The organism is Brenneria nigrifluens DSM 30175 = ATCC 13028, assembly GCF_005484965.1.
GTDB lineage: Bacteria > Pseudomonadota > Gammaproteobacteria > Enterobacterales > Enterobacteriaceae > Brenneria > Brenneria nigrifluens.
The window spans coordinates 2,234,721-2,253,600 of the sequence record NZ_CP034036.1 but is presented as its reverse complement, the minus strand read 5'-3'; the positions used below and the strand labels follow the sequence as shown (position 1 = coordinate 2,253,600).

Annotated in this window: 12 protein-coding genes; 7 read left to right on the top strand and 5 right to left on the bottom strand. The window is 56.2% G+C overall.

All coding sequences use genetic code 11. The features are described 5' to 3' along the window. Positions 1-22 precede the first annotated feature (22 nt). On the bottom strand, positions 23-1,279 hold the full coding sequence (hemA, locus tag EH206_RS10475) for a glutamyl-tRNA reductase (protein WP_040343854.1): 1,257 nt from the start codon (positions 1,277-1,279) through the stop codon (positions 23-25). A gap of 213 nt (positions 1,280-1,492) precedes the next feature. Here hemA and lolB point away from each other — a divergent pair, with 213 nt between their 5' ends. The 3 genes from lolB (at position 1,493) to prs (ending at position 4,088) form a co-directional block, all read left to right on the top strand. Then, positions 1,493-2,116 (top strand): lipoprotein insertase outer membrane protein LolB, encoded by a 624-nt coding sequence (gene lolB, locus EH206_RS10470; protein ID WP_009112738.1) that lies wholly within the window; start codon positions 1,493-1,495, stop codon positions 2,114-2,116. Between the two features lie 3 nt (positions 2,117-2,119). Next, the gene (ispE, locus tag EH206_RS10465; RefSeq protein WP_009112737.1) at positions 2,120-2,992 is read left to right on the top strand and encodes a 4-(cytidine 5'-diphospho)-2-C-methyl-D-erythritol kinase; all 873 of its coding nucleotides are present in this window, start codon (positions 2,120-2,122) and stop codon (positions 2,990-2,992) included. A 148-nt stretch (positions 2,993-3,140) separates the two neighbouring features. After that, positions 3,141-4,088 carry a ribose-phosphate diphosphokinase gene (gene prs, locus EH206_RS10460; protein ID WP_009112736.1) on the top strand — a complete coding sequence of 316 codons (948 nt, stop codon included), beginning with the start codon at positions 3,141-3,143 and terminating at the stop codon, positions 4,086-4,088. Positions 4,089-4,182: 94 nt separating this feature from the next. Here prs and ychH read toward each other — a convergent pair whose 3' ends face one another. Then, complete coding sequence (gene ychH / locus EH206_RS10455) at positions 4,183-4,452, bottom strand: stress-induced protein YchH (RefSeq protein WP_009112735.1); 270 nt, start codon at positions 4,450-4,452, stop codon at positions 4,183-4,185. Positions 4,453-4,773: 321 nt separating this feature from the next. Here ychH and pth point away from each other — a divergent pair, with 321 nt between their 5' ends. After that, complete coding sequence (gene pth, locus EH206_RS10450; protein WP_009112734.1) at positions 4,774-5,361, top strand: aminoacyl-tRNA hydrolase; 588 nt, start codon at positions 4,774-4,776, stop codon at positions 5,359-5,361. Positions 5,362-5,484: 123 nt separating this feature from the next. Next, positions 5,485-6,576: a redox-regulated ATPase YchF gene (ychF, locus tag EH206_RS10445; protein ID WP_009112733.1), complete on the top strand. Its 1,092-nt coding sequence runs from the start codon at positions 5,485-5,487 to the stop codon at positions 6,574-6,576. Between the two features lie 3 nt (positions 6,577-6,579). Here ychF and ybtX read toward each other — a convergent pair whose 3' ends face one another. From ybtX to ybtP, 3 genes are read right to left on the bottom strand one after another with little or no spacing between them, the layout of a single operon-like run. After that, a complete protein-coding gene (ybtX, locus tag EH206_RS10440) occupies positions 6,580-7,860 on the bottom strand; it encodes a yersiniabactin-associated zinc MFS transporter YbtX (RefSeq protein ID WP_009112732.1) in 1,281 nt (426 codons plus the stop codon). Then, the gene (ybtQ, locus tag EH206_RS10435; protein ID WP_009112731.1) at positions 7,853-9,655 is read right to left on the bottom strand and encodes a yersiniabactin ABC transporter ATP-binding/permease protein YbtQ; all 1,803 of its coding nucleotides are present in this window, start codon (positions 9,653-9,655) and stop codon (positions 7,853-7,855) included. Before ybtQ ends, ybtX begins: the two co-directional genes overlap by 8 nt. Further along, entirely contained in the window at positions 9,642-11,354 is a 1,713-nt protein-coding gene (gene ybtP, locus EH206_RS10430; protein ID WP_040343165.1) for a yersiniabactin ABC transporter ATP-binding/permease protein YbtP, read from the bottom strand. The genes ybtQ and ybtP overlap by 14 nt, the downstream gene beginning before the upstream one ends. Positions 11,355-11,610: 256 nt before the next feature. Here ybtP and ybtA point away from each other — a divergent pair, with 256 nt between their 5' ends. Together ybtA and EH206_RS10420 are read left to right on the top strand one after the other, a co-directional pair. Continuing rightward, entirely contained in the window at positions 11,611-12,570 is a 960-nt protein-coding gene (gene ybtA, locus EH206_RS10425) for a yersiniabactin transcriptional regulator YbtA (protein WP_009112729.1), read from the top strand. A 193-nt stretch (positions 12,571-12,763) separates the two neighbouring features. Further along, positions 12,764-18,871 (top strand): non-ribosomal peptide synthetase, encoded by a 6,108-nt coding sequence (locus EH206_RS10420; RefSeq protein ID WP_009112728.1) that lies wholly within the window; start codon positions 12,764-12,766, stop codon positions 18,869-18,871. Positions 18,872-18,880 lie beyond the last annotated feature (9 nt).

Genomic DNA, 18,880 nt, shown 5'->3' with positions numbered 1-18,880 from the left:
ATCCTGTTAAGAGAGATAAATGCTAGTCCAGCCCAAGGCTGTCGCGTAAAATTTGTAAACGATCCAGGTCGCCGTCGCGAGCGGCCTGCTGCAGAGATTTGGTGGGAGCATGGATTAAACGATTGGTTAAGCGATGCGTCAATTCCTGAATGACCGTTTCAACATCGTTTCCCTGCTGAATAGCGGCAAGCGCCCTGGCCGTCATTTCCGAACGCAGCTCATCGGCCTGCGCCCGATAATCACGAATGGTTTCGACCGCGGACTGCGCCCGCAGCCAGGCCATAAAGTCGGCGCTTTCCTGCTGAACGATCGATTCCGCCTGAATGGCGGCGGCCTGGCGTTGAGCAAGGTTGTGCTGAATAATGGCGTGTAAATCATCAACGCTATAGAGATAAACGTTAGGCAGTTTGCCGACTTCCGGTTCGATATCGCGCGGGACGGCGATATCCACCATCAACATAGGCTGATTGCGTCTTGCTTTCAGCGTCCTCTCCATCATCCCTTTTCCAATAATCGGCAGCGTGCTGGCCGTTGAGCTAATTACGATATCGGCATGAGCAAGCTGCTCATCCAGTTCCGCGAGGGTGATAACTTCAGCGCCTACCTCTGCGGCCAACGCCTGAGCGCGTTCGCGGGTGCGGTTGGCAATCACCATCCGACGCACCCGATGCTCGCGCAGGTGACGGGCAACCAGTTCGATGGTTTCCCCCGCTCCCACCAGTAATACATTAACATCGGCAAGGGATTCAAAAATCTGGCGGGCCAGCGTACAGGCCGCAAACGCCACGGAAACCGCGCTGGCGCCGATATCCGTTTCGGTGCGCACCCGCTTGGCCACGGTAAATGATTTTTGAAATAACCGCTCCAGCTCTCCGGACAGCGACTGTCCGCGCTGCGATACGGCAAACGCTTTTTTCACCTGCCCCAGGATCTGCGGCTCGCCCAGGACCAGCGAATCCAGGCCGCTGGCGACGCGCATCAAATGGCTGACCGCCGCATTGTCCTCATGCCAATAGAGGCTGTCGCTGAAGTCATCGCGATTCAGTCGGTGGTATTCGCACAGCCAGTCAATCAGTTGCTCACGTTGGTTTTCCTGCTCTTCAACGCTGAGGTACAGCTCGGTGCGGTTGCAGGTGGACAGCAGCACGCCACCCTGCACCAGCGGTTGCTGCAGCAGGCTATTCAGCGCCTGCCCCAGGGTATCCGGCGAGAATACAACGCGTTCCCGCAAAGAGACAGGAGCAGTTTTATGATTAATACCAAGCGCGAGCAGGGTCATTGACAATTCTTGAGTAATACCGATGTTAGTATGGGTTTCGTCTGCCATGGCATTCTACTTGATGCCGGGAAGCAAGAAAAGCGACAGCGCGCGTTGTTCTCTATCCGGGGTATATACTTTACGCTGGAAAACGACAAACATTGACGACGAACGGCAAGCCCGTTAGCGTGGCTGCTTTGCGATACTAAATCTGTTTGATAGGAACTGAGCGACATGCCATTAAATCCCGCCCGTAGCCTGCGGCTTATGCCGTTAGCCAGTTTGCTGCTGGTTGCCTGTAGCCTTCACCAACCCACGTCGCCGGGGAAAAGCCCGACCTCGCCGCAGTGGCAGCAGCACCAGCAAAAAGTGCGGCAATTGAGTCAATATCAGACCCGCGGCTCCTTTGCCTATATCTCCGATAGCAAAAAGCTATATGCCCGTTTTTTCTGGCAGGAGTCATCGGCGCAGCGCTATCGACTGTTGCTGACCAATCCGCTTGGCAGCACCGAACTGGAGCTGAGCGCACAGCCGGACAGCATACAGATTACCGACAATCAGGGTAAACGCTATGTGGGGGAAGATGCCGAAGATATGGTGCGTCAACTGACGGGAATGGCGATCCCGCTGAATAATCTGCGCCAGTGGATTCTGGGTTTGCCTGGGGAAGCGAGCGATTTCTCCCTCGACGATGGCTATCTGCTTAATAAACTGACCTACCGCCAGGGGGATCAAAACTGGACCGTAAGCTATCAAAGTTATAACCATAAGGTGAATCCGCCGTTGCCGGAAAGCCTTGAGCTTACTCAGGGCGAGCAGCGCATCAAGTTAAAAATGGATAACTGGACGGTCAAATAACCCATGCGCCCCACCCCGATTGAGAAATGGCCCTCGCCCGCCAAACTGAACCTGTTTCTTTACATCACCGGACGGCGCGCCGACGGCTATCATCTGTTGCAGACCCTGTTCCAGTTTTTGGACTATGGCGACACCCTGACCATCATTCCACGTCAGGACGAGCGCCTGCGCCTGCTTACGCCGCTGGACGGCGTTGATAACGAACAGAACCTGATTATTCGCGCGGCGCGGCTGCTGCAACAGCATTGCATCAGCCGTGGCATCCGCCCGGATAGCTTTGGCGCCGATATCAGCATCGATAAACGGCTGCCGATGGGCGGCGGTCTGGGAGGAGGTTCATCCAATGCGGCCACGGTGCTGGTGGCGCTGAATCATCTGTGGCAATGCCGTCTGGATGCCGAGGCGCTGGCGGACCTCGGCCTGCGGCTTGGCGCCGACGTACCGGTGTTTATTCACGGCCGTGCCGCGTTTGCCGAGGGCGTCGGCGAGAAACTAACGCCCGCTCATCCGCCGGAGAAATGGTATCTGGTGGCCCACCCGGGGGTCAGTATTGCCACTCCGCTGATCTTCGGCGATCCCCTGCTGAAGCGAAATTCTCCTGTGCGATCGTTGGAATCGCTATTAAAGCAGACCTTCGTCAATGATTGTGAGAGTATCGCAAGAAAACGTTTTCGTGAGGTTGAACAGCTACTTTCATGGCTGCTAGAATACGCCCCGGCGCGCCTGACCGGAACGGGTGCTTGTGTGTTTGCCGAGTTCGACACCGAGCCCGAAGCCCGTCAGGTGCTTGACCAGGCCCCGGAATGGTTAAATGGTTTTGTGGCGCGAGGCGTTAATGTCTCACCGCTGCAAAGTACGCTTTCCGGGCAATGTTAAGTGTTGATAATAAACAGCCTGCTTTCGGTTATGTGCTATCAAACTTAATTCATACACCCGTATGCATATTGTGTCTGTTGTTGCACCCCGCTTGCGGATATCATAGCGGGCACAATATTTCTCTGGACGCAAGCCTGAGGTTCTTCTCGTGCCTGATATGAAGCTTTTTGCTGGTAACGCCATCCCGGAACTAGCACAACGTATTGCCAACCGTTTGTACACCAGCCTTGGCGACGCCGCCGTCGGTCGTTTTAGCGATGGTGAAGTCAGCGTGCAAATCAATGAAAATGTACGCGGTGGTGATATATTCATCATCCAGTCCACCTGTGCACCCACCAACGATAACCTGATGGAACTGGTTGTTATGGTCGATGCGCTGCGTCGCGCTTCCGCGGGGCGTATCACCGCCGTTATTCCTTACTTCGGCTATGCACGTCAGGACCGTCGGGTGCGCTCCGCCCGCGTGCCGATCACCGCCAAAGTGGTTGCCGATTTTCTTTCCAGCGTGGGCGTTGACCGCGTATTAACAGTGGATTTGCACGCAGAACAGATTCAGGGATTTTTTGACGTTCCGGTTGATAACGTTTTCGGCAGTCCGATTCTGCTGGAAGATATGCTGCAACAGGATCTGGAGAATCCGATTGTGGTCTCTCCGGATATTGGCGGGGTGGTGCGCGCCCGCGCTATCGCCAAGCTGTTGAATGATACCGATATGGCGATTATCGATAAACGCCGCCCGCGCGCCAACGTGTCCCAGGTGATGCATATCATCGGCGACGTTGCCGGCCGCGACTGCGTGCTGGTTGACGATATGATCGATACCGGCGGTACGCTGTGCAAGGCGGCCGAGGCGTTAAAGGAACGCGGCGCCAAACGCGTGTTTGCCTATGCGACGCATCCGATCTTTTCCGGGAACGCCTACGACAACATTAAAAATTCGGTTATCGATGAAGTGATCGTCTGCGATACCATCCCGCTGACGGACAAAATCAAATCGCTGCCGAATGTCCGTACCCTGACTCTCTCGGGAATGCTGGCCGAAGCGATTCGCCGTATCAGCAACGAAGAATCCATCTCCGCCATGTTTGAGCATTGATCGTTTTTAACCGGGCATCCGGTTACTAATGATAAACAAGAGGAACTGCACCCCGAAAGGCAACAAGTAAGGGTGCAGTTTTTATGATCGCGATCTATGAATGGCGCTGGCGCTGACAGCGTTTATCAAAATGTTTTACCCACCAGTAACGATCGGACACTTTTTCACGGCCGCTGATACGCGCCCCGGCCAGCCAGGAGATGGCGCCGGCAAAAATAGTGATCAGATCCAGATAGGCGATAAACTGCGGCAGGTTCAGTTTGGCGAACTGGCTGATGATGCAATAGGCGATCCCGCCGACCATCAGCACCATGCCGAGTCCCATTAAACCGTTGCCAATCGTGATTGCGTTTTTACGTTTCATCTGTCACCTCCAGATAAACATCGGCGGATGAATGAAATAGAGCAATCCATCCTTGCGTTGCTGTAATTATAGCCAATGAGGCAATTGCATTTGCGTGAACGATCACAGATGAATGCGACAAATTAATATTTTTTTACGAATTAACAACTAAATATACAACTATTGAAATAGTCACCATAGGTAATCAATGGCGCCGGCGAGGAATACCCCGCACATATTTGGCGATCAACCTGCCCTGTGTGTAAACTAGCGCACTTCTACCGTCATTTATGTACATCACGCGGCGTTAAGCGCTTGAAACGCCCAATCTGGAAACTTATCGTGAGCAGCATCAAGTTAATCGTCGGCCTGGCCAACCCCGGCGCCGAATATGCGGCAACCCGCCATAATGCCGGAGCCTGGTACGTGGACCGCCTGGCCGAGGCCCAGCGCCAGCCGCTGAAGGAAGAGAGCAAATTTTTTGGCTATACCTCGCGCCTGACGCTGGCCGGGCACGACATTCGCCTGTTGGTCCCGACCACCTTTATGAATCTGAGCGGCAAAGCGGTGGCGGCGATGGCGACGTTTTACCGTATTCAGCCCGCTGAAATTCTGGTCGCACACGACGAACTGGACTTATTGCCGGGGGTTGCCAAACTCAAACTGGGCGGCGGCCACGGCGGTCACAACGGCCTGAAAGACATCATCAGCAAACTGGGCAATAACCCTGACTTTCATCGGCTGCGTATCGGCATCGGCCACCCCGGCGATAAAAACAAGGTCACCGGCTTTGTGCTGGGTAAACCGCCGTCAAGCGAGCTGGCATTGATAGATAAGGCGATTGACGAGGCGGTGCGCTGTACCGAGATCCTGCTCAAAGAGGATATGGTCAAGGCGATGAACCGGCTGCATGCTTTCAAGGCGGCATAACGCGCAGGCTGATGCGGATCGAGATAAATCGACATTCCGTGTATAATCGGCCGGAAGATTTTCATTCTCACAGATGATTTTAACTAATTATCTGATTAATAAGTAATTTAAGGTGATATAACCATGGGATTCAAATGCGGTATCGTTGGGCTGCCTAACGTCGGTAAATCCACTCTGTTCAATGCGTTGACCAAAGCCGGTATCGAAGCGGCCAACTTCCCGTTTTGTACCATTGAGCCGAATACCGGTGTGGTGCCGATGCCCGATCCGCGTCTGGACAAGCTGGCGGAAATCGTCAAGCCGCAGCGTATTCTTCCCACCACCATGGAATTTGTCGATATCGCCGGGCTGGTGAAAGGCGCCTCCAAAGGGGAAGGCCTGGGTAACCAGTTTCTGACCAACATCCGCGAAACGGAAGCCATCGGCCACGTGGTGCGCTGTTTCGAAAACGACAACATCATCCACGTGAATAATAAAGTTGATCCGGCGGACGATATTGACGTCATCAACACCGAACTGGCGCTGTCCGACCTCGATACCTGCGAGCGCGCCATCCATCGCGTACAGAAGAAAGCCAAAGGCGGCGATAAAGACGCCAAGGCCGAGCTGGCGGCATTGGAGAAATGCCTGCCGCAGCTGGAAAACGCCGGCATGCTGCGCTCGCTGGATCTGTCCGAAGAAGACAAAGCGGCCATCCGCTACCTGAGCTTTTTGACGCTCAAGCCAACCATGTATATCGCCAACGTTAACGAAGACGGCTTCGAAAATAACCCCTACCTCGACAAAGTCCGTGAAATCGCGGCGAGCGAAGGTTCCGTCGTGGTGGCAGTGTGCGCCGCGGTAGAGTCGGACATCGCTGAATTGGACGACGCCGATCGCGAAGAGTTTATGGCCGAGCTGGGGCTGACCGAGCCGGGTCTGAACCGCGTTATCCGCGCCGGTTATGAACTGCTGAATCTGCAAACCTACTTCACCGCCGGGGTGAAAGAAGTCCGCGCCTGGACCATTCCCGTCGGCGCCACCGCCCCGCAGGCGGCGGGTAAAATTCACACCGACTTTGAAAAAGGCTTTATTCGCGCCCAGACCATCTCCTATGAAGACTTCATTACCTATAAAGGCGAGCAAGGCGCTAAAGAAGCGGGAAAAATGCGCTCGGAAGGTAAAGAGTACATAGTGAAAGACGGCGACGTGATGAACTTTTTGTTTAACGTGTAATCGTTATTCTCCCGAGTCAATCATCAGTTCTCTTGCCGAATGCAGCCGGATATAAGCAACCCATGCCGCCAGCAAAGTGAATGCCCCGGCAAACAGGAAGCAGGCTGCATAGCCAAAATGTTGAGCAACAATGCCGCCGGCAATGCCTGCCAAAATGGCAATTGCCGCGTCAGTACATTGAAAAAGCGTGAAATCGACGCCGGCCTGCAAAGGCGATGAAAGCGACATCAGCGTGGCGTAAAGGCAGACCAACGCGCAGGCCAGCGTAATGGATTGGACAATGACCACCCACCTGAGTACCGGCAACAGCAGATGATTCGGCGCCATCCAGAGCGTCATAACCACCGCCAGCAGCGCTATCCCCTGGACGCCATAGGCTACCAACAGCGCTCTGCCGGGCGGGTTGTATTTCATGAGTAGCCCGCCTGCCAGCGTCCCTATTACGCCAGCCGCAATATTGCCGCCGCTAAACAGCGCGCCCAGCGCTGACATGCTCAAACCGTGATCCAGCAGCAGCGGAGCCGGAAGAGGCAGCACGAAACGCATCCCTGAATTCAGAATCAATACCAGCAGCAATCCCAGGCGCGTTTGTCTCCTCTTTAACGCGTAACCTAACGCCGGAACATGCGGGATACTCATCGTTCGCGTCGGCTCAGTAACGCGCCACAGCGGGAATGACAACACTATAATCAACAGCGCCATCATCAGCATTGCGGCAGGCCAGCCAGACGCTGCCGCCAGCATCAGGAACACCCCGCCGCCGCACATCATTCCCAGATAGCTGCCGCCGACCTGCACGCTGTTTCCCCAGCCATAGCCGGCATGGGTCAACTGATCGACGCAAAAGCCGTCGCTGGCGATATCAATAGTGGAGGCAACCGTGCCCGCCACCATGAACAGAACAAATAAGGCGACTATTTGCATATCGGGAAATCCCCCCTCTTGCCCGAACCAGCCAATCGCCGCGGCGATCGTCAAGATCGCCGCTAACGCGACCTGACCGCGCAGGATCAACATTCGAGAACGGCGCTCCTGGCTATCGGGCGGAAGCCGCCAGCGTTCGATCCATGGCGCCCAAATAAACTTCAGCGCCCAGGGCAGCATGAACAGGGTTGTCGCGCCGGCGAGCGTCAGCGATCCGCCGGCGGCGCGCACCAGCGCGGGCAAGGACTGCATAGACAATGCCGATACCAGACTCTGCGTCACATAGACGCCTGCAATAGCAAAAATTACCCGCCCGGTCGTCAACGTCAGCGGTTTCACATTCGACTGAACTTCACTCATTGATCCATTCTCCAGGCGTGGAAACCCCTTCGTCGCGCCACACGCGAGCGGCCATTTGCGCCTGCCACAGCGCCTGATAACGTCCATTGCGGGAGAGCAATTGCGCATGCGCGCCCTGCTCAACCACTTGCCCCTCTTCCATCACCAGGATGTTTCCGGCCCCGGCGATGGTTGATAAGCGGTGGGCGATGATAATCACCGTCCGGTTGTGGACCAGGTTATCGATAGCTTTCTGTACCGCCAGTTCGCTTTCAATATCCAACGCTGCGGTCGGTTCATCCAGAATGACGACCGGCGCATTTTTCAATAATGCTCTGGCGATAGAAATCCGCTGGCGCTCGCCGCCCGATAGCTGTCCGCCCATCTCCCCCATTGGCGTCAGCCAGCCTTGCGGAAGACGGGAAATAAACTCAAGGCACTGAGCCGCGCGGGCAGCCTCTTCAACCTCCTGTTGCGTCGCTTGTGGGCGCGCAATGCGGATATTCGCCAGCAGCGTGTCATCAAACAGCCAGACATCCTGGAAAACGACAGAAATCAAGCTATTGAGCTGTTTCGGCGTCAGATGACGAATATCGACGCCGCCAATAGAAATTTGCCCTTGTTGCGGATCGGCATAGCGCATTAATAGTTTGGTGACCGTAGTTTTGCCTGCGCCGGAGGCGCCCACCAGCGCGCTCATACCGGCGGCCGGGAATGTCAAAGAAACGTTATTGAGCGCGTGACCTTCGCCGTCATCGTAGCGATAGCTAACGTTTTCGAAGCTGATATCGTAGCGCTGCGGCACCTCGCTTTGTTCTGAGACGGGAAGCGGCGCTATCGCCATAAACTGTTCAATACGCTGCAGGGCGCTGGCTATCAGTTCCACAACCGAGGTGTAGCTGATAAACATCGCCATCGGTTCTGCGAAGCGCATAATCATCGCGACGGCCGCAATCAGAAAGGCGAGGTTCAATGTGCCCGTGACCACCCATACGATCCCGGATAACACCACCACTTGCAGGCCCAACTCCACGACGCTGGCGATCAACATCGTCGCGCTGGCGCCCTGACGGTGAGTGCGGGTCTGTAAGGCTTCCAACGCATTGAAATGCTCCAGCAACGCCCGGCTTTTATCGGCATCGTTGCCGCAGGTGCGCAACACCATCATCCCCTGGGCAAACTCAACGATATCGCCGCTCAGCCGCTGGTGCGCCTCACCCTGGGTTTGCATTTGTCGCCGCATTGCCGGGCGTCGCCAGTAATAAAACGGCACCAGCAAGGGGAAGATCAGCAACATAATCAGCCCCAGCCGCCAGTCTATCCACAATGTCGCCACTGACGCGGTCAGCGGCGTGACAATGGTGAGCAGCAATATATTGGCTATCGCAATTACATAATTGAGGTTTTCATCCACGCTGCCCAGCAGCAAGGCGTTCATTTCGCCCGCCCGGCCGCGCTGGAGTCTCTCCAGCGGCATCCGGCGTAATTGCTCGCCAAGGCGGAGCCGTAACTCATGGGTGGCCTGCGCCAGATGTCCACGGTATTCAAAGCCCAGGCCATACCACCGTAGCGCCAGCGTCACGATCATTACGATGCTGAAAGCCACTGCCCAGTTGAGAAGTTGCGGCGCTTCGCCCCGTAACAGCGCATCAATGATCGGATAGAGACAGGCAAAGGCGATCCCCTGCATGATTGCAGCCAGCAGCAAGGCAAGCATACTGCGGCGCAGTATGCTTGCCTGAGTGCCAACGCTGGAGATGAGTTGGCGCCAAATCACGCGCCAGGCCAGGTTATCCGCAGGATTACTTACCTTCATTTTCCACCACCTCTTCCCTTGTTCCACCCGGCACCCAATGCAGCGCCTGCTGATATTGTTGCCAAAGCCGTTGATACATGCCGCCTTGATCCAACAGCTGCGCATGGCTACCCGACTCCCTTAGCTGCCCTTCGGAAAACAGCAATATCACATCGGACTGAGTCACCATTGATAGACGATGCGCGATCATAATGACCGTCCGGCCGCGCATTGCCGCCGCAAGCGCCTTGATAAGCGCGGCTTCGTTTTCCGGATCGGCGAACGCCGTCGCCTCATCCAGCACCAGGATGGGACGGTCTTGCAAAAGCGCTCGCGCGATGGTGATGCGTTGCCGCTGGCCGCCGGAGAGAAATACCCCGCGTTCCCCTACCCGCGTGTTGTAGCCCTCTGGCAGCGTGCTAATGAATTCATGGGCCTGCGCCACCCTGGCCGCCGAAATCACCGCCTCCAGCGGCGTATCCGGCGCGCCCAGACGAATGTTATTGGCGATGGTGTCGGCAAAAAGGAAGTTGTCCTGAAACACGAACGAGAGTTGCCGCATCAGGGTGTCAGTCTGCATATCGCGAAGATCCACGCCGCCAATGCGAATATGGCCTTTGTCTGGATCGGCATAACGCAGCAGCAAGCGCGCCACGGTGCTTTTCCCGGCGCCGCTTGGCCCGACCAGCGCCACAATTTGCCCGGCAGGCACATGAAAGCTCACCTCCTGCAACGCGGCGTCGGCGCGCGCCTGCGGATAATGAAAACTCACCTGCTCAAAGGTAATGCTCGCATCTTTCGGCTGCTGGTCGGATCGCGGCAGCGATAACTCCGGCATCGCCAGAACCTGATAAATGCGCTGAACGCTTAAGCGCGTTTGCGCGACCAGATTATTGAGCATCATCATCGGCATCACGGCTTCGGCCATTCCGCTGCCCAGCAGTAAAACAGCCACCCAGGCGATAAAATCAAAGCTGCCATAGTGCAGCAGGCCGTATCCCGACCAGATCAGGACAAATAAGGTCGGAAGAGGATTCAGAATCGAGAAGGAAAAACGCGCCGAAAAACCGGCTTTACGATACCAGGTTTTGAGCACATCAACCCACTCCTCAAGGGCGCGTTGATAGCGCAAAAAGCTGGTGCTGCCGCTATCAAACGTTCTCACCACGGGCATGGCCTGCACGAACTCAATAACAGCCGCGCTGACTTGCTCGCGGGTCTTATGATAGCGCTGGACCATGTCTTCCGAGCGCTGGCGGGCCAGCATGAGTACAATCAAGCCAAAGGCCAGTACCCCCAGCGTCGCAATTGCCAGCCGCCAGTCCAGCCAGAATAAAATAATGATTGTCGCCAGCGGCATGATTATCGCGCGGGCATAGAGCGGCGAGCTGTCAGCCACAAAAATATGTAGCGACTTAACATCGTCCAGCATCACCTTCGCCACTGACCCGCTGCCCATTTGCTGTAACACGCCAAGCGGAAGCTGCAATGCCTTATGGGCTAACCTGCCGCGCAGAATGTTCTCCAGATGAAAAGCCGCATAATGAGAGGTATTAAATGCCTGCAGGCGCAGAACAAAGGTCAACACAACGCAGCTAATCACGCCGCTCAGCGGATAGACTGGAATAACGGTAGGCATAGCGCGAATGTCGCGCAGGCTCCATGCCAGAAAAAGGAGCGCCCCCAGGCTGGTCAATGCCGCCAGGCCCGCCAGCGCCATGGCAAAAATAACCTTCCGGCGAACCGGTGTAATCACCTGCCAAAGAGGAAATCGGGACAACGGTTCAGTATTGGATGATTGAGATGACATGGGATTGACTGAATTTCCTGATGAATTTGTACAGACGCCAAAAACGACAATTCAGGGTGGCGTTCTGAGAATTAATGTGAATAATAACCATTATCAATAATCCATCTACCCCATTCGGTTCTATTTATACCCGCATTGGTCCAAGCCACAGGGAGATAACCAGGCCATGACAGAGTCATCACAAACGCAATCTGAAATCTCTATTCACCAGTTGGTGGTCGGGGAACCCGCAAACGATGGAAATATGCCTGCCCAGTGTGAACTGCTGCGCTATTCGTTGCAGGAAGGCATGGATATTTTGCTCTGGAGGGGCCATTTTGCGCAGCCTGAGACGCTGCAGTTGCACGACGATCTGGGCAGGATTAACTTCTCGTGCATCCTGGAAGGCACATCGCGCTTTGCGATCCAGGGCATCAGGCGCCATATCGATTGGGAGCTCGCGCGCAATCGCCATTACATTACCCATACGCCAGACTGCCGCGGCAGCGCCTCCTATTGTGGCCGATTCGAGAGCATTACCCTCTCATTCAGCCCTGAAATCCTTGCGCAGTGGGTGCCGGATATTAGCGCGGTCATCAAGAATAAGATCGACTCCCACTGCTGTTGCCAGCAGCAGCATTGTAATGCCGAAACCCACTTAACGGCTCAGGCCTTGCGCCACGCGCTGATGCGGATGCACAGCGGCTTCAGCCATGAACAAAAGCCGTCAACGCTATGGTTGCAGGGACAAAGTCTGGTCATGCTCAGCCTGGTGCTGGATGAACACCGCGAAGACGCTAACTGTCTCTCCTGTCACTTCAACCCGGTGGAACGGCAAAAACTGCTGCGGGCGAAGGATCTGCTGCTGGCTGACCTGACGCAAGCGCCGGGCGTTGCCGATCTGGCCAGGGAGGCAGGTCTGAGCGTACTCAAAATTAAGCGGGGGTTCCGCGTTATGTTCAACAACAGCGTCTATGGTCTGTTCCAGGCGGAGCGAATGCAGGAAGCAAGAAAACGACTGGCCAACGGTAATACATCGGTAATGACGGTGGCGGCCGATCTGGGCTATACCAACGCCAGCCATTTCTCCGTCGCGTTCCAGAAACAGTTTGGCGTAACCCCTTCTACCTTTAAGCGCGTGATGTAACCCTGAGTTCCGCTCCCCGTAAAACCTTCCCTTACAGAGGCCTGGATACCGTCATCCGGGCCTCTGTTCTTTCCGACTTTCACTAACCCGAAACGGGCATAAATAAATCCGTTTCGGGTAGCATTCAATTGTTAATAATAATTATTCTCATATGAGAAATGCTTTTCTGTAAGACGTGCCATCAGGAGGGAGAATGATTTCTGGCGCCCCATCTCAGGATTCGCTGTTACCGGACAACCGACACGCAGTTGATTATCAACAATTACGCCAGCGGCTAACGCAGGAACTGAATTTAACGCCGAAACAGTTACATGAAGAGAGCAATCTGATCCAGTTAGGACTGGATTCAATAAGATTAATGAGATGGTTGCACTGGTTTCGTAAGAATGGATATCGCCTTTCCCTTCGCGAACTGTATGCCGCCCCCACTCTGGCAGAATGGCGCCAATTAATGCTCAGCCGTTCAGCCGGAAAACCGGATGACGAAACGCCGCCGGACGAATCGGCCTGGCCGAACATGACCGATAGCGTCCCTTTCCCCCTGACTCCGGTGCAACACTCCTATCTGACAGGCCGTATACCGGGACAGGTGCTTGGCGGTGTGGGTTGCCACCTGTATCAAGAGTTCGAAGGCAGCGGCCTGACGGCGCCGCGATTGGAGCAGGCCATCAATATATTGCTGCAACGTCACCCGATGTTGCATATCGCCTTTCGCACCGACGGCCAGCAAATCTATCTGCAACAACCTTACTGGAATGGCGTCACCGTTCATGATTTGCGCCAGAACGATGCAGAGAGAGGCCAGGCCTACCTGCAGGCACTGCGCCAGCGCCTGAGCCACCGTCTTTTACGTGTGGAGGCTGGCGAAACGTTTGATTTTCAGTTGACGCTCTTGCCGGGCAATCGCCATTGCCTCCATGTCAACATTGACCTGCTGATCATGGATGCCTCGAGTTTTACACTCTTCTTCGATGAACTTAACGCGCTGCTGGCTGGAGAATCGCTGGCGGCTATCGATACCGGTTATGATTTCCGCTCCTATTTGCTGCACAGGCAAAACATCAATCAACCACTGAGAGACGAAGCGCGCTCTTACTGGCTGGCGAAAGCGGATGCGCTGCCGCCAGCGCCAGTCTTGCCCCTGGTCTGTGAGCCAGCCACGCTGCGTGAAGTCCGTAATACCCGGCGCCGTATGATTGTCCCGGCGAAACGTTGGATGTCCTTTAGCAAACTGGCCGGTGAGTATGGCGTAACGCCGACAATGGCGCTGGGCACCTGTTTTTCTGCCGTTCTGGCTCGCTGGGGCGGCCTGGCGCGGTTGCTGCTTAACGTCACGTTATTCGACCGCCAGCCGCTGCACCCTGCCGTCGGCGCGATGCTTGCCGATTTCACCAATATTCTTCTGCTGGATACCGCCTGCGACGGCGATACCGTCGGCAACCTGGCGCGCAAAAACCAGCTAACATTTACCGAGGATTGGGAGCATCGCCATTGGTCCGGCGTCGAGTTACTCCGTGAACTCAAACGCCAGCAGCGTTACCCCCATGGCGCCCCGGTGGTGTTTACCAGCAATTTAGGCCGTTCTCTCTACAGCAGCCGCGCAGACTCACCGTTGGGCGAGCCGGAATGGGGTATCTCGCAAACCCCGCAGGTCTGGATAGATCATCTGGCATTCGAGCATCAAGGCGAGGTCTACCTGCAATGGGACAGCAACGACGCGTTGTTCCCTCCGGCCTTAGTCGAGACGTTGTTTGGCGCATACTGCCAGTTGATTAACCAACTCTGTGATGACGAAACCGTCTGGCGAAAACCTTTCGCAGATATGATGCCCGCCAGCCAGCGGGCCATACGCAAACGGGTCAACGCCACCGACGCCCCCATTCCCGAAGGCCTGCTACATGAAGGCATTTTCCGCATCGCCCTCCAGCAACCGCAAGCGCTGGCGGTGACGGACCCTCATTATCAGTGGAATTATCGCGAGCTGACCGAATATGCCCGCCGTTGCGCGGGCAGGCTTATCGAACGCGGGGTCCGTCCGGGCGACAATGTGGTTATCACGATGTCGAAAGGCGCGGGGCAAATCGTTGCCGTTCTGGCCGTCCTGCTGGCCGGCGCGGTTTACGTTCCGGTTTCGCTGGACCAGCCCGCCGCGCGGCGTGAGAAAATCTACGCTGACGCCAGCGTCCGGCTGGTGCTCATTTGCCAGCACGACGCCAACGTCTGGTCAGACGATGTCCCCGTCCTTATCTGGCAGCAGGCCATTGAGGCGGAACCGATCGCCAATCCGGTTTTACGCTCCCCCGCGCAACCGGCCTATATTATCTACACCTCCGGTTCTACCGGCACGCCGAAAGGGGTGGTCATTTCTCACCGGGGAGCGCTGAACACCTGCTGCGATATCAATACGCGCTATCAGGTTGGCCCGCATGACAGGGTACTGGCCCTCTCCGCCCTGCATTTTGATTTATCGGTCTATGATATTTTTGGCGTACTGAGCGCCGGCGGCGCGCTGGTTATCGTCATGGAAAATCAACGGCGCGATCCTCACGCATGGTGTGAATTGATCCAACGCCACCAGGTCACCCTCTGGAACAGCGTCCCGGCACTGTTCGATATGCTGCTGACCTGGTGTGAAGGATTCGCCAACTCCGCGCCGGAAAACCTGCGAGCGGTCATGCTTTCCGGCGACTGGATAGGTCTTGATCTCCCCATCCGCTATCGGGCCTTCCGGCCGCAAGGGCAATTTATCGCCATGGGCGGCGCCACCGAGGCTTCTATCTGGTCTAACGCCTGCGAGATTAAAGATGTACCTGGCCACTGGCGCTCCATCCCTTACGGTTTTCCGCTGACCAACCAACGTTACCGGGTGGTGGATGAACTGGGCCGGGACTGCCCTGACTGGGTGCCGGGTGAATTATGGATCGGCGGCTCCGGGGTCGCGAAAGGCTATTTCAACGATCCGCTACGCAGCGAGCAGCAATTTTTGACGCAGTCGGACGAGTGCTGGTACCGCACCGGAGATCTCGGATGCTACTGGCCAGACGGCACATTAGAGTTCCTGGGCCGTCGCGATAAGCAGGTCAAGGTCGGAGGATATCGAATTGAACTGGGCGAAATCGAAAACGCGCTCAGTCAGCTTGCCGGGGTGAAGCAGTCAACCGTTTTGACGATCGGCGAAAAGGAAAAGACGCTGGCGGCATACGTTGTTCCTCAGGGCGACGCTTTTTGCGTTACCCATCACCGGGATCCGACCCTACCGGAGGAGTGGAGCGCTCTTGCAGGAACGTTGCCCTGCCGTGTCATCTCACCGGAGATATCCGCAGAGCAGATAGCCGATTTCCTTCAGCATCGCCTGTTGAAACTGGCGGCTAATCAATCCCTTTATGCCGATCCGCTTCCCCTGATGAACTCACTCGCTATCCAGCCGCGCTGGCAGGCCGTGGTGGAGCGCTGGTTGGCATTTCTCGTTGCGCAGCAACGACTGACCCCTACGGCATCAGGTTATCTGGTCTGTGACCGCGAAGTATGCGGTGGTGAAAACCCACGTTTAGTAGGGCATGAATTAACCTTATCGCAAATTCTTAACGGCACACGCGACGAGCTGTCGTTACTGAGGGATGCGCAGTGGTCGCCGGAAAATCTGGCGTTCAATCATCCAGCCAGCACGTTGTTTATCGAGGAGCTGGCGAGAATTTGCCAACGGCTTTCACTGCGCTTACGGCGCCCGGTACGTCTGCTTGAGGTAAGCGCCCGCACGGGGTGCGCCGCAGAGTACCTGTTGACACTGCTCAACGCCGAACAGATTGAGTATGTCGGGCTTGAGCATGCCCAAGAGATGATACTAAGCGCCCGGCAGAGGCTTGCCCCCTGGCCCGGCGCCCGCCTGTTACCCTGGAACGCAGATACGCTGGCGGCGCTGTCTCACTCTGCTGACGTTATTTGGGTTAATAACGCCCTGCATCGTCTGCTGCCCGATAATGCAGAAATGCTAACGTCATTACAGCAGCTTGCCGTACCCGGCGCGCTGATGTACGTCATGGAATTCAGCCGGTTAACGCCATCCGCCTTGCTCAGCACGCTGTTATTGACCCATGGGCAGCCGGAGGCATTGCTACAGGATAGCGCTGACTGGATAGCATTATTCTCCGACGCCTCCCTGAATTGCCAGCACGGCGATGAGGTGGCGGGATTACAGCGTTTCCTTCTGCAGGTTCCTGATATTCAACTACGTCGTGAGCCCCGTAAACTTCAGGCCGCCCTCGCCGAACGCCTGCCGGGGTGGATGGTGCCGCACCGACTCTTCTTCGTCGACGCCTTACCGCTGACGGCTAACGGGAAAATTGACTATCAGGCGCTGAAGCGTCGCCACGCTCCTGAAGCTGAAAACCGGGCCGAGGCGGATTTACCCCAGGGCGACACTGAAAAACAGGTTGCCGTCATTTGGCAGCAACTCTTATCTATTGGCGACGTCACCAGGGAGACAGACTTCTTCCGGCAAGGCGGCGACAGCCTGCTGGCAACCCGTGTGACCGGGCAACTCCACCAGGCAGGTTATGAAACGCAATTAAGCGACCTGTTCAACCATCCCCGACTGGCGGATTTTGCCGCCACGCTGCGTAAAACCGACGTCCCGGTTGAAGAACAATTCGTTCATTACCCTGAAGAACGCTACCAGCCTTTCGCGCTTACCGACGTTCAACAGGCCTATCTGGTGGGGCGCCAGCCGGGCTTTGCCCTGGGCGGCGTAGGTTCACACTTTTTTGTTGAATTTGAAATCGTCGATCTGGACATCGCGCGGCTGGAGAGGGTTTGGAACCGATTAATCGCCCGACACGACATGTTGCGGGCGGTAGTTCGTGATGGACGGCAACAGGTACTCGAACAGATTCCCGCCTATGTGATACCGATACACGCCCTCGATACGCCTGAAGAGGCATTGCTGGTGCGCGAAAAGCTGGCGCACCAGGTGCTCGACCCCGAAGTCTGGCCGGTATTCGATCTGCAGGCAGGATACCTGGACGGCATGCCCGCCCGCCTGTGGCTGTGTCTGGATAACCTGTTGCTTGACGGACTCAGCATGCAGATCCTGTTGGCGGAGCTGGAACACGGCTATCGCTATCCGCAACGACTGCCTCCGCCGCTCCCCGTCACCTTCAGGGACTATCTGCAGCATCCCTCGCTGCAGGTACCCAATCAGGACTCTCTGACCTGGTGGCAGGCGCAGCTTGATGATATTCCTCCGGCTCCCGCTTTGCCGTTGCGCTGCTTACCACAGGATATTAAGGCGCCGCGCTTCGCTCGCCTGAACGGCGCAATGGATAAAACGCGCTGGCGTCGTCTGAAAAAACTGGCGGCTGACGCGCATCTCACCCCTTCGGCAGTCTTGTTGTCCGCGTGGGCAAGCGTACTCTCGGCGTGGAGCATACAGCCTGACTTCACGCTTCACCTTACGCTTTTTGATCGCCGGCCATTGCACCCGCAAATCAACCAAATCCTGGGCGATTTCACCTCGCTGATGCTACTGAGCTGGCGTCCCGGCGAGAGCTGGCTGCACAGCGCGCAGTTACTACAGCAGCGACTGAGCCAAAACCTCAACCACCGCGATGTGTCGGCGATCCGCGTCATGCGTCAACTGGCGCAACGGCAAAACGTGCCCGCCGTTCCGATGCCCGTCGTCTTTACCAGCGCGCTGGGCTTTGAGCAGGATAACTTCCTCGCCCAGCGCAATCTGCTCAAACCGGTCTGGGGCATCTCCCAGACGCCCCAGGTTTGGCTCGATCACCAGGTTTATGAATCCGAAGGTGAACTGCGCTTTAACTGGGATTTTGTCGCCGCGCTGTTTCCCGCCGGGCAGGCGGAGCGTCAATTTGAACAGTATTGCGCATTGCTAAACCGACTTAGCGAGGATGAAACCTGTTGGCGACTCCCGCTCGCCGCGCTGGTTCCGCCCGTTAAGCTAGCGGGGCAACGCTCAGAGCGCTCGCAGCGGGTGCGCCCTGAGCACGCTCATCCGCAAATTGCGGCGGACGAGCACGCTGTCAGCCTGATTTGCGCCGCCTTCCACGACGTGGCAGGCGGGTCTATTACGCCAGAAGAAAACTTTTTTGAAGCGGGCGCAACATCGCTAAACCTGGTTCAATTACATATTTTGTTACAACGTCACAAATACCCTGCACTGACGTTGCTTGATCTCTTCACCCACCCTTCTCCTGCCGCCCTGGCCGATTATCTGGCTGGCGCCGCCACGGTGGAGAAAACAAAACGCTCTCGCCCTGCTCGCCGCCGCCAGAGGCGGATATAGCGCGAACAA

Excerpts from the sequence above, each read along its gene's own strand:
- hemA (WP_040343854.1), bottom strand. The coding sequence starts at position 1,279 with ATGACCCTGCTCGCGCTTGGTATTAATCATAAAACTGCTCCTGTCTCT.
- ybtP (WP_040343165.1), bottom strand. The coding sequence starts at position 11,354 with ATGGCGCTGGCGGGCCTGGCGGCATTGACCAGCCTGGGGGCGCTCCTT.
- ychF (WP_009112733.1), top strand. The coding sequence starts at position 5,485 with ATGGGATTCAAATGCGGTATCGTTGGGCTGCCTAACGTCGGTAAATCC.
- ybtX (WP_009112732.1), bottom strand. The coding sequence starts at position 7,860 with ATGAGTGAAGTTCAGTCGAATGTGAAACCGCTGACGTTGACGACCGGG.
- lolB (WP_009112738.1), top strand. The coding sequence starts at position 1,493 with ATGCCATTAAATCCCGCCCGTAGCCTGCGGCTTATGCCGTTAGCCAGT.
- EH206_RS10420 (WP_009112728.1), top strand. The coding sequence starts at position 12,764 with ATGATTTCTGGCGCCCCATCTCAGGATTCGCTGTTACCGGACAACCGA.
- ychH (WP_009112735.1), bottom strand. The coding sequence starts at position 4,452 with ATGAAACGTAAAAACGCAATCACGATTGGCAACGGTTTAATGGGACTC.
- ispE (WP_009112737.1), top strand. The coding sequence starts at position 2,120 with ATGCGCCCCACCCCGATTGAGAAATGGCCCTCGCCCGCCAAACTGAAC.
- ybtA (WP_009112729.1), top strand. The coding sequence starts at position 11,611 with ATGACAGAGTCATCACAAACGCAATCTGAAATCTCTATTCACCAGTTG.
- ybtQ (WP_009112731.1), bottom strand. The coding sequence starts at position 9,655 with ATGAAGGTAAGTAATCCTGCGGATAACCTGGCCTGGCGCGTGATTTGG.